We start from the raw sequence: 13063 nt of genomic DNA, 5'->3' as shown, positions 1-13063 counted from the left end.
AAGGCTGCTTCGCGTCCGGCCAACACTCGGTCGACCGCACGCCGCCGCCCCTTGGTGCTGACATGACGACTGCTACGAAGAGTTCCGCCCCCGAGCTGTTGTATCTGCTGCATGGAGAGCCGGAAGATTTGGCGTTGGCTGCGAGAACATTCCGCGCTGCCGACATTGCCGAAGCCCTGCTCACGCTCACGCCGGACATCGCCGCAAAGATTCTCGGTGCTTTGCCGTTTGATCTCGCCGTTCAGGTGTTCGACGAACCCGAGCTGGCGCATCATCGAGCTGAAATTCTTCGGTTAGTACACGACCCGATGGCGTCGGAGCTCATCGAAGCCATGTCGGCCGACCAGCGCGCCGATCTATTCCGTGAACTGCCTGAGGCCGACCGCCCACGTTTGCTCAAGGCGCTCGACGAAGACACGCGCGCGGCGTTGAAGGATCTGCTCAAATACGCACCGGACTGCGCCGGCGGCATCATGACGACGGAATTCGTCAGCGTTCCCGCCAACTGGACTGTCGAACAGACCCTTCGACACATCAGTGTTGTTGGCCGCGCGAAAGAAACGGTGTACGCGATTTATATCACCGATCCAGACACCGGCGCACTGTTGCATGTGGTATCGCTGCGCGAGCTCATGGTCGCCGACCGGAGCATTCCCGTGGCGCAGGCGAGCGACCGTCGCACGCCACTCACCGTCAAGCCAAAGACCGATCGCGAAGACGTCGCGCGAGTAATCTCGAAGTACAACATCCTCGCGCTGCCTGTTGTCGACGAGAACAAGCGCGTACTCGGCATTGTCACCGTTGACGACGTCATCGACACCCTCGTGCGCGAGGTGACCGAAGACGTCCAGAAATTCGGCGGTATGGAGGCTCTCGACGAGCCATATCCGTCGATTCCGTTTACACGCATGATCAAGAAGCGCGCGGGCTGGCTATGCGCGCTCTTTCTGTCCGAAATGCTCACTGCCACGGCGATGCAGCGCTTCGAGGGCGAGATCTCGAAGGCAGTTGTGCTGGCGATGTTCATTCCGCTCGTCATGAGCTCTGGCGGCAACTCCGGCTCGCAGGCGACGTCGTTGATCATTCGCTCATTGGCGCTCCGCGAGGTTCGCGTTTCCGATTGGTGGCGCATTGCGCTCCGCGAGCTCCCGACCGGCATCACGCTCGGCATGATTCTCGGTATCATCGGGTTCGTACGCATAGAACTGTGGCAAGCACTCGGCCTGTTCGACTACGGTCCGCATCACACGATTTTGGCCGTGACCGTTGGCGTGGCGCTCGTTGGCATCGTTGCTTTTGGATCGTTAGCCGGGTCGATGCTGCCCTTCCTTCTCAAGCGGCTGGGCTTTGACCCGGCGAGCGCCTCAGCGCCATTCGTGGCGACGCTTGTCGACGTGACCGGACTGGTGATCTACTTCAGCGTCGCGCTGATCTTCTTGCGCGGGACGCTACTCAATTGAGGGCGGCGGGCGGCGGCGCGACTGGGAGCGTGAATCGGAAGGTGCTTCCCACACCGATTGCGCTTTCGATCGTGATGTCGCCGCCCATCCCGCGCGCCAAGCCGCGACTGATCGAGAGACCGAGTCCAACGCCGCCATGCGCGCGAGTCAGGCGCGCGTCGACCTGAACGAACGGCTCGAATACGCGCTCGAACTGATTCTCCGCTAGACCGCGGCCGGTGTCGACGATCTCAATCGTCGCAATGTCGTTGGCGGCGCCGTACCGAATGGAAATCGATCCGCCGTCTTCCGTAAACTTCACGGCGTTCGACAGCAGATTGAGCAACACCTGCTCGATGCGGTCGCGATCGCCTTTCACAATCACGCGATCGCTGTTCGGTGCGAACGATACGTGCTGGCCCTTCGACCGCGCCTGCTGTGCGACCAGCGTGACACAACTAGCCAGGACGTCATCGAGCGGAACAGATGTCACATCGTAGTGCACGCCGCCCGCCTCGACTCTCGCGTAGTTCAACATGCCGTTGATCAAGCCGAGCAAGTGTCGCTGGCTGCGCTGTAGACGCTGAACGGCGTCGCGTTGCTCAGCGTTGATCGGTCCGTGCACGCCAATCTCGATCAACTCTGCATAGCCGGCGATGGCATTCAACGGCGTTCGCAGCTCGTGGCTCATCACGGCGAGGAAGTCGCTCCGCGAACGATGCGCGTCTTCTGCCGCCAGGCGCGCCGCGTCGACTTCAGATCGCGCACGACGGACGTAGTCGACGAGAAGCGTGCGCTCGATGGCCACCGCGCACTCGGTCGCCATCGCGACGGCGAGAGCGCGATCATCGGCGTCGAGCGGGCGCAGCTCCAGAGGCGCGACGCGTATCGCGCCCGCGACACGGCGTTCGCCCAAGTCCAACGCAAACTCGTAGTGTTCGGCTGGAAGTTCGCGCGGATCGATGCCCGCGACAACTTCCAGTTCCGTTCCGTTGATCGCGACGCGCGCAACGATGGTGACGTTGGCACCGAACGTGGCGGACATGTCACGCACGACGATCGCGAGGACTTCATCGATGGCCGTGGCCTTGGCCAGCGACATCGTGAGACCTTGCAACTGCGCGACGCGAAGGCGCGCGAGAGCGATCGCAGTGGAGTCGCCGAAATGTGCGCGTTCAAAATCAACAGACCCGTCGAGAGGGTCGCTGATTGATGACCGATCCGCTGTCGGCTTCGACGACGGTGAAGAAACCTGATCCGCGCTCACGGGCTAGAAACTGAGACACCGTGCCCGATGAGGGAAGTGCGAGTATTTAGACAATCTCAGCCGTAACACCCCATCAGCAAGCCCTAACATCACGCCCGCGCTCCGCGAGCGACCACGGCCCTTGCCCGCGCCTGTGCGCATTCCTACGTTCCCCTCTATCACAGAGGGGGACGCTCGAATGTTGGATCGGGACGGTGGTTTGCTCCGGGGCACGCTCGACGTGCTCATCCTCAAGGCGGTCAGTTGGGGGCCACGCCACGGGTACGCCGTGGCCGAGTGGATTCACACCGTCACGGATGGTGAGCTCCTCGTTGAAGAGGGCCCGCTGTACACCGCCCTCCACAGGCTCGAGCGGAACGGATGGCTCGTCGGCGATTGGGGCTACTCGGAGAACAACCGGCGCGCGAAGTACTACCAGTTGAGTCGCACCGGACGCGCCGAACTGCGTACTGAGGTCTCCTCGTGGGAACGCTACGCGCGCGCCGTTGGCAAGGCGCTCGGCGCCGCGTCGCCAAGCCCCGCTTAAGCCAGTGCGACGCGTGTTTCGGCTGCCCTTTGGCGGCAAGCAAATCACTCAGGAAGTCGACGACGAACTGACGTTCCATCTCGAGATGCGAACGCAGCGTCTCATCGCCGCGGGCTGGGACCCAGAGCGAGCGCGACAGGAAGCGCTGCGACAGTTCGGCGATATCGGCGCGGTCCGCGAGGACTGCGTCTCCATGGATGAACAACGAGAGCGAGCGATGCAGAGAGCGAATGTGATCGGCGAGTTGCAACAGGACGTCGTATACGCCGTACGCACGCTGCGACGGAACATCGGATTCACCGCGATCATCGTCGGCGCACTCGCCCTCGGCATCGGAGCGAACACGGCGATCTTCACGCTGATCAATGCCGTCTTGATTCGGCAGCTGCCCGTGAGTCACCCCGAGCAACTGGTGATCATCGGTACTCCGAACCGTGTGAACTCCATGTCCCAGGGTTCTCCGCGCACGGACATGCTGTCGTATCCTCTGTATCGCGATCTTCGCGATCATAATCAGGTATTCAGCGGCCTCGTTGCGACAGGCCGCACCGGGCGACTCGACGTTCGCATCGACGATTCCGGTGCCGGAATCGAACACCCGCGCGGTCGCATGGTGACCGCGAACTATTTCTCCGTACTCGGCATTCGCGCCGCGCGTGGACGCGTCTTCAACGGCACGGAGGACCGCGTCATCGGTGACGCCCCGATGGTCGTGATCAGCGATGGCTACTGGACGCGACGGTTCAAGAATGACGCGAACGTCGTTGGCCGCACCGTCATCATCAACGACCTGAAGATGACGATCATCGGCATCACGCCTCCGTCGTTCACCGGCGAAGTGGTGGGCATGTCGCCCGACATGTGGCTGCCGGTGAGCATGCTGGATGCGCTGCATCCGAATCAGCGCGTGCTCAACGATCGCCAGACGAGCTTTCTGGTTGGACTCGGACGCCTCGTTCCCGGCGCAACGCTCGCGCGAGCGAAGCAGGAGCTCACAGCGACGATGCGGCAATCGATCATCGCGAATACAACGGGCTCGAGTGGACAGGACTTTATCGCGTCGTCGCCAGAATACTACTTCTCTTCAGGCGCCAAAGGTCTCTCGCGCGTGCGCCAGACCTTCCAGGCTCCACTGTTCACGCTCATGATGGGCGTTGGCCTGCTGCTGTGCATCATCTGCGCGAATGTCGCCAACCTGCTGCTCGCACGCTCCATTGCTCGCGGGCGCGAAATGGCGGTCCGCCTCGCACTCGGCGCCAATCGCGCACGACTCGTTCGTCAGCTGCTGACGGAAAGCGTCGTCCTGGCTGGTGTCGGCGCTGCAACGGGAATGATCGTGGCTTGGTGGGGCAGTCGCGGTCTCTTGGTGCTGGCGGGCGGAGGTGGCGCTGCGTCGCTCGACCTCGGCACAGATCTGTGGGTGCTCGGTTTTACGCTCGTGCTTTCGGTGCTCGCGGTGTTGCTCTTCGGACTCGTGCCCGCGTTGCGCGCCTCGCGCGTCGATCTAGCAACGACCATGCGCGCCAACGCGCACTCGGTTACCGGCAGCGCGCTCGGCGCCCGCGGACAACGCGCACCGCTCGGCAAGCTGCTCATCGTGGGACAGGTTGCGCTCTCCGTCGTGCTTCTCGTCGGTGCGGCAATGCTCGTCCGTAGCCTGCGCAATGTTCAGTCGATCGACGTGGGGATGGATCGCGACCACCTGATCATCGCCGACGTCGACATCGGTGCGCGTGGCTATACGCCTGATCGATGGGCGGCACTCGTGCATCAGCTACAGGATCGCCTGACGCAGATTCCCGGCGTCGCGGCGGTGGGCTATTCGGAAAATGGTATTTTCTCAGGGACCGAGTCGGGAATGTCCGTCACGGTACCTGGCTTCATTGCCAAGAGCGTTGGCGACACGTCCATGGCCTACGACCAGGTGAGCCCGGGTTACGTGAATGCCATTGGTGGCCACCTGCTCGCGGGACGCGACCTCCGCCCCGCAGATGAAGGTCATCTCGCCCGCGTCGCCGTGGTGAATCAATCACTGGCGAAGTTCTACTTTCCTAATGAGAGCGCGATCGGAAAGTACCTTCACACCCAGGACTCGATCACGATCCAGATCGTCGGTGTCCTCGCGGACACTCGCGATCACGAGCTCGACGCCACGCCGTCCCGGCGCGCGTACTTCCCGTACGTGCACCACGACTCGGCGATCGGTCCGCCAGGCTCGCTCCGGTTCGAGGTCCGTACGAAGCAGGACCCGTCGGCCCTCGTACAGGATGTTCGCCGAGCAATCGTGGCTGTCGATCCGTCGCTGGCTATCGACGGAATCGATCCGCTTCCGAGGCTGATGAAGCAGTCAATCGCGCAGGAGCGCCTTGTCGCGCAACTCGCGACAGCATTCGGAACACTCGCGCTATTGCTCGCTGGAATCGGCCTGTATGGTGTGATGACCTACGCGATCACGCGTCGCACCGGCGAGATCGGACTACGCGTGGCATTGGGTGCGCAGCGTGCCGATGTGCTCCGAATGGTGCTCGTCGACGCCCTCCGCGTCGTCGGGATCGGTTTGGCGCTCGGACTGCCGTTCGCGTTGGCGTCGACGCGGTTGCTGCGAACGCAGTTGCACGGCGTCGACGCGCTCGATCCGCTGTCGATCATCGCGGCGGTGAGCGTGCTCGCCATCAGCGCCGTGATTGCCGTGCTCGTTCCAGCGCTACGCGCGTCGCGCGTTTCACCGATCGTCGCCCTGCGCGCCGATTAGCGCGAGTACCCCGCGGGCCCCAGCCGCCACACCGCCGGATCGTTCAGATATCGCGACAGCAAATCGTCGAGAACGACGCGGTGTGGCTCGGTGCGAATTGGCACGAGTAGCTCGACTCGGCGACGCAGATTTCTTGGCCGCAAGTCGGCCGACCCGATGAAGTATTTCGCGTCGCCGCCGTTGGCGAAGCGATAGACGCGTGAGTGTTCGAGAAACCGGCCCACCGCCGAGACAACGCGGATGCGATCGGAGCGTCCGGCGACGCCCGGCACCAGCGTGCAGATTCCGCGCACGATGAGATCGACCTGTACGCCGTCGCGTGACGCACCGTAGAGTGCACGAACCACGTCTGGATCAGACAGTCCGTTGAACTTGGCCGTGATATGTGCCGGGCGTCCCGCGCGCGCGTGGGCCGCCTCGCGATCGATCTGCTCGAGAATGCCTGGCAGCAGATGGTGCGGCGCCACCAGGAGTGCACGCGACGCTCGTTGCGGCGGCTCGGACGACCCAGTGAGATCGTTGAACAGATCCGCCACATCGGACGTGATGTCGTCGGCCGTCGTGAACAGACTCAGGTCCGTGTACTGCTCGCCCGATCGCGCATTGTAATTACCGGTGCCGATGTGCGCATACCGACGCAGCGTCGAACCGTTCTCCTCTCGACGCACGACGAGCGCCACCTTCGCGTGATTCTTGAAGCCAACCAGTCCGCGAACGACGTGGCCACCGGCGGCTTCGAGCGACCGTGCCCAGGCCACGTTCACACTTTCATCAAAGCGCGCCTTCAGCTCGACGAAGACGGTCACTGCCTTGCCGCGCCGAGCGGCGTTGAGTAGGGCGTCGGCGATGGGCGACGGATTGCCGACGCGATATAGCGTCATCTTGATCGCCATCACGTCATCGTCGTCCGCTGCGTCGCGCACGAAGCGCGTCACCGATGCCGCGAACGATTCATACGGATGATGCACGAGAATGTCGCCGCGCCGAACCGCGGCGAACACGGACGGTGCATCGGCGAACGGATCCGTCGCCGCAAACGGCGCGAACCGTAGCGCCGGATCCGCAGGCACCGGCAGCCGCGCCAGTGCTGAGAGATCGAGCAGGCCGTCGACCTCCTCGACATCGGACACGAGCGGTACCGCGTCTGGCGGAAGTTCGCGTCGAAGATTCTCCAACAGCAGCGCGCGAAGTATTCCTGGCATACTGCGCTCGACTTCGAGACGCACGGCGATTCCCTGCCCTCGCTGTGCGGCGGCGCGGGCAACTTCGTCGAGCAGGTCATCCGCGTGCGCTTCGTCGAGATCGAGTTCCGCGCTGCGCGTCACGCGAAAGACGAACGCCTGTTCGAGGCGCGACTCAGGATAGAGCGACGCCAGATTCCATCGCACGACCTCCTCGAGTGCGATTACCGCACCGGGATCATCGTCGACTTCGAGGAAACGCGGAACGCTCGACGGCAGTTCCAACTCGGCGAAGCGAGGCGGTCCGCCGGCACGATTGCGAACGATCGTCGCAATCGCCAACGACAGATGCGCGAGCCGCGGAAGAGGATGGCCGGGACTCAGCGTCATCGCGAACGGCGTAAGCAGCGGCTGAATCACGTCGCGAAAGCGCGCTGTCAGCGACTCCTGCTGCGGCTCCGTGAGATCGGCCCAGTTCCTGAATCGCAATCCACGCTGGGCCAACAACCCGATACACTGGGCGAGACATGCGGCTTGCCGCGTGGAGATATCGTGAACAGCGGCGTGGATCGCGGCGAGTTGGTCACCGGGTGTCAGTCCGTCACCGCTCTGCTCTTCGTTTGCTTCGCTCGCCGCCGCCGAGAGTCCGGCCATTCGAACCATGAAGAACTCGTCGACGTTCGCACCAACGATGGCCACGAACCGCAACCGCTCGGCGAGCGGCGTTGCCGGATCTTCGGCGAGCGAGAGCACGCGGTCCTGAAAGGACAGCAGGCTAAGCTCGGAGTTGAAGAATTGCGGCGATGCGTCGAGCGACCGCATTCCTGTCGTGCGATAGAGTCGGTCTGAACGCGGACTTCGCTGTACGCCGTTGTCGAGTCGCGCCCATTTCAGCGCCAACTCCGCGCGTTCGCGCGCGCCCATGGCCGACGACCGAACGCCGTGGCCCTCCTCGAGCGCACGAACGAACTCGCGCAGTTCGTCGCCGTCGCCACGACGTTGGTGCGCGCACATCTGGAAATAGCTGGACGACGGCCCGTTCGCGCCTCGACGAACGGTTATCCGGTCGAGATGCAGATCGAGTCGTGGCCGGCCGAGCCAGTCGCGCGCTGCTGAACGGGAGAGACGATCGACCTCGAGATCCACACGCACCTCGAGGGAAGCGGGATCGATCACACCGCGCAAGCGACGGACGACCGCGCTGTCGCCGCCAAGAACCTCGCGGACGTCGCCGCCGTTAGTCGCCGCTTCGATGCGGCCATGCCCGTTCGATCCGCCCAGGTCTAGCAGAAACGCACCGCGACCGTCAGCGGTGGTTCGCAGACGGCACACGATGCCCCGTCGCCTCAACGAGTCATCGGACGTGTCGAGATACAGATCGCGGTGATGCTCGCGTCGCGCCTCGCTCGCCGCGAGGCCGTTTGGCAACGGCCCAGACGCCAGCGCCGCGAGTTGGTCCGCCGACAACAGTTCGCAGCGAAAACCGGTCATGTCACGCGCGGGAACTGCTCACGTCGGCTTCATGCACTGGTCGATGATCTCTCGCTTCAACGCCTTTGGATCGTTGATCACTCTGTAGAATTCATCGAAGTACTTGAGCGTTTCAAAAGAGGCGTCGGCCGGCAAGAGCTTGCCGATCGGATCACGGTAGAGCGCGTAGATCGAATCCTTCTTCGCGTTGAAGAGGGCGACGATCTTGGCATACGTGGCAGGCGGCACGCAGTAACCGCGATACAAACGATCGCGCACGTTGTGCACCGAGAGTTTGGGATCGACCGTCGCGTATCGCGCGTTGACTGCACCAGAAAAATCGAAATCGTGGGCGATCGGGATGTAGCCGCCCGACCGCAGGCCAACGAGCTCCACGTTGTGCAGCGCGCTGATTCCGAAATCGGTGTTGCCGATCATGTACTGGAACAGCCCGAAAATGAGATCGTCGTCGGCCTCGAGGTCGTCGGGCATCGCACCCGCGAGCTTGAGCGCACGGCCGCCTATTCGGCGCGCGACGGCTTCCGGCTCTTCTTGAATGAACGCATATCGAGTCGCCTCGGTCTTACCGCTCGCGCTGTCGGCGTACGTCAACTTGAGCAGCCGGACGAGATGGCCCACCGGCGTCAACGTGTGATAGACGCGATAGAGCTGCATCTCTTGCAAGACGTACCGCTCGTATTCGTCGTTGTTGCGGCAATAGTTCACGAGCTTCGGCTTATCGAGGCCTTTGAAGGGCGTCTTCTTGACCTCTTCGCTCGTGAAGTTCAGGCGTGTCGGCGGGAACTCGCAGGTTTTGAGACGCCAGATTCCACGCGTCTTGATGCGCACCGGCAGCACAACCGGCGCGCCGTCGGTACCCGCGAACGTCCACGTTGCTGCGCGCCAAGGTGCGTCTTCGCCCTTGTCGCCGCGAAAGCGTTTGATGTTCGTCGTGAGCGTGACGGAGATCGGCGCCTCGCTGCGAAAGAAGGCCAGGACCACACCGCTGTCCTTGATCGCGCGCGTGCTGTCCTTCACCACCTTGGCTCGTGCGGCCGCGCTGTCTTTTGCCGGCTTGCCCTTTGCCGGCGGCTTGGCCTGCGCGTTCGCGAGATGCGACGCGCCGAGGCACGCCGTCACGAGAACAAACCTCGATAGCCCGAACCACCGCTGAATGCGCATAGCCGCTCGCCAGGTTGGAGTTCGCTACTGCAGCTCGGCGTCGACCGGATCGGCGCCACCAGCGGCCCGCAACATCGACAGCAACTCGTCCGGGCCTTTGCTCTTCTTCGCGACGAAGGTGTAGTGGATGGCGGTCATACCATCCTCGCTCTTCACGACGGTATCGACGCTCCAGCGTTTCGTCGCCTCTTCCAACTGCGATTCGACGATGGGCCGAATGCGCGTCACGTCGCGCATACGCACGATCACACGCCCTTCGGGCTTGACCTTCCCGACCGTGCCATCCGGATCGTGCTCGCGGGCGCGCGACCAAGCGCGTCGCGCCACGCCGTCGAGTTGCTCGCTCGTCATGTTCTTGAGCACTTCATCATCGATGCGCGCTACGAACGTGCCGGTGCGCGCCAACTGGCGCGCGCGCGCCAAGCGACGTTCTGCATGCGCGCCCTCGAGTGCAACGGGCGTCCGGCCAAAGTCCGTGAGCCAGAGCGCCGTGATCACGACGTTGAACAGCACCGAGATCACGAGCGCTACCGGGAGGTCGACTGCCGCGGCGATGCCGAGTCCCGTCACGAGAAAGACGTAGACGGCGTCCTTGCTGTCGTCGAGCGTGTTGCGAAAGCGCACCGCTGCGGCAATGCCGCCGAGACTGAACGCCAGCGCGAGGCTGTACTTCACCATGACGACGATTCCTGCCACCACCACGGGCAGGATGATCAGCAGCTGAACGACAGACTGTTGGTAGCCGCGCCGCGCTCGCGTGAGCGTGTAGATCCAAGCAATCGGAATCGCCAGTAGCGCGGCGGCGACCATCGCCATGGTGACGGTGGCCGCGAGACTTCCTTGATCGACCGGCTGGACGACGAGGTTCTTCCCCTGTCGCACGACGTCGCTGTTCGAGCCAAAAAGCGCGTCGAGCGAATTGTCAGCGAAGAGGTGCGTTCGAGGGAGATAGTGCCAGACAGCCGCGCCGACCGCGATGAGAACGATGTAATACGCGACGACACGAATTATGACGCTACGAGCGGACGCGGCGGTTGCGCCGGTGTTGCCGTTCGCCATGCGTGGAAGTTCCGGTAGGGAGATCCGCTAAGATCGCCCTCGGGCCGGCGGTTCGCTAGCCTTGCGCGCCTTCTCCTCGATCTGTCCCGCAGTAACAAGTTGTGACGCCGAAAGTAACGCGTACGCCTTATCGCGCGCCGCGGCGATGTTCTGCTCAATATCGACCGTCATTTCACGCACCAGCGAGCGCGCATCGGCGAGCGAATCGCGACGCTGCACACTCGGCTCGCTGAACAACGGCGCCTTCTTGAACAGGCGCTGCACCGAATCGAGTTTGCGCGCCAGCGGTGCATTAGTCGAATCGAGCACTCGCTTCATGGCGATGACCTTCTTGAATTGCGTGTCGCTGAGCGTCAGCTCCTGCCGGTGTTCGATCAGTAGGTTGATCGCGTTCACCGGTTTTGGAATGTCGATGCCGGGTTCGCGAGCGATCGTTCCGATCTTTCCGCGGCCGAGCCCCCCGATACCAGGAAGCTGCGCCATCGCCAGCGCCGGAAGCAGCGAAGCTAGACACGCCAATCGTAGTGCACGTCCCATCCTTCACCCCACAGGTGCGTCTACCTGCTCGTGATCAGAATGGCGCCGGCGCTGTGGTTGGCCCCAAAGCGAATGACGGCGTCCGGTCCGGGCAAATAGCGAATTTCGCGAACGGTTGACGGCTGAATCTGACGAAGATCGTCGACTCCGCCGAGGCGGACGTTGTCCTTATACACCATAACCGCCGCTCCGCTCGTAAGAATCGCGGTTCCCGCCGACGATGAACTGGCGGGCGCGGCACCCGGGTCCTTCGAGCCACTGCTGGTCGCCTGTTGGACGAAGCTCGTATTCTCGTTGCGCCCGCGAATGAATTCCGGGCGAAGCTTGGAGATCAGATCGTACACGTTGTCGCCCTTTGCCCGCTCGATGTCGGACTGAACCAGCAAATACCGCGATGACTGTTGCGTCGCCGTTTTTTCGGACGCGGAGCTGGCGCAGGCGGTGCCCGATACACTGACAACGGCTGCGACGACAATTCGACGGAGGGTGAGGTAGTTAGAGAAAGTGTGAATCATGCTGCGCTCCTTCGGGAATGAATCATCGCGATCAAACTGACCGGCGGATCACGGCGACGCCAGGTGAAACTCGAACCGCTGCTGCATGCTCACGCGGACACGTTGACCAGAGTATCTCCCCGGGAGAAACCGAATGCGCTCGAGCGACTCGCGAACGGCATCGAGAAAGAGCGGATGCGACGCATTCACGACTTTCAGCGATGGCGTCTCGACGACGCCGAGCGTGTCGATGACGAATCGCACGACGACGACGCCGTCGGGCCGGTCAGCGCGCAGGGGTTCCGGATACGACGGGCCCATCTGCCCTGGCAGGATGTACGGCGGCTCGTCCGCCGCGCTCCCGTCTATCGGTTCGTTCGACCGAACCGTTGGCTCGAGGAGCGAGGCACCAACGCCCGACGCGAGGCCACCGGCAATCCCACGTGCCGAGAAATCTTCTGGGGCGATCGCGGGCTGACTCACGTCGACGTTCGGCAGCGCAACAGCCGCTTCCAACGGCGCAATGAGCACCTGGAAGCCGCGCGCCGGAAGTTGCACGACAGCAGCCTCCCGAGCGCGGACCTGCGCCGCGGTGGGGGGTGCGAACCTCGACAGGTCGACCACGGCCACCTGCTCGTCGGCTCTCGCGACAGATGCGCGCGGATGCAGCGTGGCGGCGACCGAGAGCGCGATCAGTGCCGCGTGTGTTCCGACGCTGGCAATGAACGGCCGGGCCCCGCGGCTGGGCCGCGGGGCCGACTCCATCAACTGGCTACCTATGTGCTGCGAAGGCATGGTGTCTCGAACCCAAGATAGGCGCAGACACAGCTCGGCGTCAGCCAGACGCTACCGCTCTAGCGACCTCGCGAGCCCTTGCCGCGATGGCGTGGGACACGACCGGTCACCCGGGCCACGTCCTCGCGATTCTCGGCGATGCGCTCGCCGATCTCGACCGCCGGCCGTGCAGCGTTGATGCCCGTGTCCTCCACTGCGCCTCCGAGGCGCACGTCGTCGCGCACGATATCGACGCCGCTGGGGTCTTCGAGAACTTCTTCGACGTCAACCTGTCGGACGCGGAACCGCCCGTCGATGTCGCGTCCATTGTGAGTTTTGCGATGATCGCTCATCTCTGTTGCCTCCTGTTGAATGGCAGAGA

Annotated in this window: 11 protein-coding genes; 3 read left to right on the top strand and 8 right to left on the bottom strand. The window is 63.3% G+C overall.

Going from position 1 to position 13063, the window contains the following annotated elements:
• Positions 1–62 precede the first annotated feature (62 nt).
• Positions 63–1460 carry a magnesium transporter gene (gene mgtE / locus AC6H4Z_RS07025; protein WP_497546036.1) on the top strand — a complete coding sequence of 466 codons (1398 nt, stop codon included), beginning with the start codon at positions 63–65 and terminating at the stop codon, positions 1458–1460.
• Here the strand turns inward: mgtE and AC6H4Z_RS07020 are convergent.
• Positions 1453–2541, bottom strand: a complete 1089-nt coding sequence (locus AC6H4Z_RS07020) for a sensor histidine kinase (RefSeq protein ID WP_497546035.1) — start codon at positions 2539–2541, stop codon at positions 1453–1455. The genes mgtE and AC6H4Z_RS07020 overlap by 8 nt on opposite strands.
• 343 nt (positions 2542–2884) lie before the next feature.
• Here AC6H4Z_RS07020 and AC6H4Z_RS07015 point away from each other — a divergent pair, with 343 nt between their 5' ends.
• Positions 2885–3232, top strand: a complete 348-nt coding sequence (locus AC6H4Z_RS07015; protein WP_497546034.1) for a PadR family transcriptional regulator — start codon at positions 2885–2887, stop codon at positions 3230–3232.
• Between the two features lie 4 nt (positions 3233–3236).
• Entirely contained in the window at positions 3237–5984 is a 2748-nt protein-coding gene (locus AC6H4Z_RS07010; RefSeq protein WP_497546033.1) for an ABC transporter permease, read from the top strand.
• Here the strand turns inward: AC6H4Z_RS07010 and ppk1 are convergent.
• From ppk1 to AC6H4Z_RS06975, 7 genes are read right to left on the bottom strand one after another with little or no spacing between them, the layout of a single operon-like run.
• Positions 5981–8656, bottom strand: coding sequence for a polyphosphate kinase 1 (ppk1, locus tag AC6H4Z_RS07005; RefSeq protein WP_497546032.1), 2676 nt, complete (start codon positions 8654–8656; stop codon positions 5981–5983). The genes AC6H4Z_RS07010 and ppk1 overlap by 4 nt on opposite strands.
• A gap of 18 nt (positions 8657–8674) precedes the next feature.
• The gene (locus tag AC6H4Z_RS07000) at positions 8675–9817 is read right to left on the bottom strand and encodes a hypothetical protein (protein WP_497546031.1); all 1143 of its coding nucleotides are present in this window, start codon (positions 9815–9817) and stop codon (positions 8675–8677) included.
• 24 nt (positions 9818–9841) lie between these two features.
• Positions 9842–10876 carry a DUF4956 domain-containing protein gene (locus tag AC6H4Z_RS06995; protein WP_497546030.1) on the bottom strand — a complete coding sequence of 345 codons (1035 nt, stop codon included), beginning with the start codon at positions 10874–10876 and terminating at the stop codon, positions 9842–9844.
• 27 nt (positions 10877–10903) lie between these two features.
• Positions 10904–11413 carry a hypothetical protein gene (locus AC6H4Z_RS06990; RefSeq protein WP_497546029.1) on the bottom strand — a complete coding sequence of 170 codons (510 nt, stop codon included), beginning with the start codon at positions 11411–11413 and terminating at the stop codon, positions 10904–10906.
• Between the two features lie 20 nt (positions 11414–11433).
• Positions 11434–11928, bottom strand: coding sequence for a hypothetical protein (locus tag AC6H4Z_RS06985; RefSeq protein WP_497546028.1), 495 nt, complete (start codon positions 11926–11928; stop codon positions 11434–11436).
• Positions 11929–11976: 48 nt separating this feature from the next.
• Complete coding sequence (locus tag AC6H4Z_RS06980) at positions 11977–12702, bottom strand: energy transducer TonB (RefSeq protein ID WP_497546027.1); 726 nt, start codon at positions 12700–12702, stop codon at positions 11977–11979.
• A 59-nt stretch (positions 12703–12761) separates the two neighbouring features.
• Positions 12762–13034 (bottom strand): hypothetical protein, encoded by a 273-nt coding sequence (locus AC6H4Z_RS06975; protein ID WP_497546026.1) that lies wholly within the window; start codon positions 13032–13034, stop codon positions 12762–12764.
• Between the last annotated feature and the right edge of the window lie 29 nt (positions 13035–13063).

The sequence above is a fragment of the Leucogemmata humicola genome (genome assembly GCF_055379415.1).
This window is presented reverse-complemented; position numbering and strand designations above follow the sequence as displayed.